Below are 1,696 nucleotides of genomic sequence, written 5' to 3'. Positions count from 1 at the left end.
TACGTCACCKCATCCGCTTCGCTCGCGCTGAGGTTGCCATCGCCTACCGCATTCAGTCGATAGTCGGCTGGTCGTCACTTAGATCCGCATCCAGTCGCGGTTTCTGTGTCGCTCGCGGGGTTGCCCGCTGTATCTGTCACATCCGCTTTCACGGTGATGTTGCCATCAACCAGACCGGCTGCGCTTAGGTCTTCCGTGGTGCTGAACGTACCGTCCGCTTGAACGGTCGCCTCGAACTCGGCGGTGTTGGCTGGGTCCGCGCTGTCGGTCACGGTCAAGGTCACTGTCTGACCGGCTTCGACGTTGTCAGTTGTACCGTCCAACGTCACCGCATCCGCTTCGCTCGCGCTGAGGTTGCCATCGCCTACCGCATTCAAGTCGATAGTCGGCTGGTCGTCACTTAGATCCGCATCCAACGTCGCGGTTTCTGTGTCGCTCGCGGGGTTGCCCGCTGTATCTGTCACATCCGCTTTCACGGTGATGTTGCCATCAACCAGACCGGCTGCGCTTAGGTCTTCCGTGGTGCTGAACGTACCGTCCGCTTGAACGGTCGCCTCGAACTCGGCGGTGTTGGCTGGGTCCGCGCTGTCGGTCACGGTCAAGGTCACTGTCTGACCGGCTTCGACGTTGTCAGTTGTACCGTCCAACGTCACCGCATCCGCTTCGCTCGCGCTGAGGTTGCCATCGCCTACCGCATTCAAGTCGATAGTCGGCTGGTCGTCACTTAGATCCGCATCCAACGTCGCGGTTTCTGTGTCGCTCGCGGGGTTGCCCGCTGTATCTGTCACATCCGCTTTCACGGTGATGTTGCCATCAACCAGACCGGCTGCGCTTAGGTCTTCCGTGGTGCTGAACGTACCGTCCGCTTGAACGGTCGCCTCGAACTCGGCGGTGTTGGCTGGGTCCGCGCTGTCGGTCACGGTCAAGGTCACTGTCTGACCGGCTTCGACGTTGTCAGTTGTACCGTCCAACGTCACCGCATCCGCTTCGCTCGCGCTGAGGTTGCCATCGCCTACCGCATTCAAGTCGATAGTCGGCTGGTCGTCACTTAGATCCGCATCCAACGTCGCGGTTTCTGTGTCGCTCGCGGGGTTGCCCGCTGTATCTGTCACATCCGCTTTCACGGTGATGTTGCCATCAACCAGACCGGCTGCGCTTAGGTCTTCCGTGGTGCTGAACGTACCGTCCGCTTGAACGGTCGCCTCGAACTCGGCGGTGTTGGCTGGGTCCGCGCTGTCGGTCACGGTCAAGGTCACTGTCTGACCGGCTTCGACGTTGTCAGTTGTACCGTCCAACGTCACCGCATCCGCTTCGCTCGCGCTGAGGTTGCCATCGCCTACCGCATTCAAGTCGATAGTCGGCTGGTCGTCACTTAGATCCGCATCCAACGTCGCGGTTTCTGTGTCGCTCGCGGGGTTGCCCGCTGTATCTGTCACATCCGCTTTCACGGTGATGTTGCCATCAACCAGACCGGCTGCGCTTAGGTCTTCCGTGGTGCTGAACGTACCGTCCGCTTGAACGGTCGCCTCGAACTCGGCGGTGTTGGCTGGGTCCGCGCTGTCGGTCACGGTCAAGGTCACTGTCTGACCGGCTTCGACGTGTCAGTTGTACCGTCCAACGTCACCGCATCCGCTTCGCTCGCGCTGAGGTTGCCATCGCCTACCGCATTCAAGTCGATAGTCGCTGTCGTCACTTA

At 60.4% G+C, this 1,696-nt stretch carries 1 protein-coding gene and 1 pseudogene; both read right to left on the bottom strand.

Annotation, left to right across the window (positions count from 1 at the left end):
- Nucleotides 1–74 precede the first annotated feature (74 nt).
- Entirely contained in the window at nucleotides 75–1,112 is a 1,038-nt protein-coding gene (locus DZ54_RS27255) for a hypothetical protein (RefSeq protein ID WP_338057084.1), read from the bottom strand.
- Nucleotides 1,098–1,586, bottom strand: a pseudogene (locus DZ54_RS27250) (RTX toxin); the annotation flags it as partial. The pseudogene DZ54_RS27250 and the gene DZ54_RS27255, both read right to left, overlap by 15 nt.
- Between the last annotated feature and the right edge of the window lie 110 nt (nucleotides 1,587–1,696).

Origin of the sequence: Salinivibrio socompensis S35, from assembly GCF_000513715.1 — a bacterium.
In the GTDB taxonomy this organism is placed as follows: domain Bacteria; phylum Pseudomonadota; class Gammaproteobacteria; order Enterobacterales; family Vibrionaceae; genus Salinivibrio; species Salinivibrio socompensis.
The sequence above is the reverse complement of the archived record's forward strand: the minus strand, read 5'-3'. Positions and strand labels throughout refer to the sequence as shown.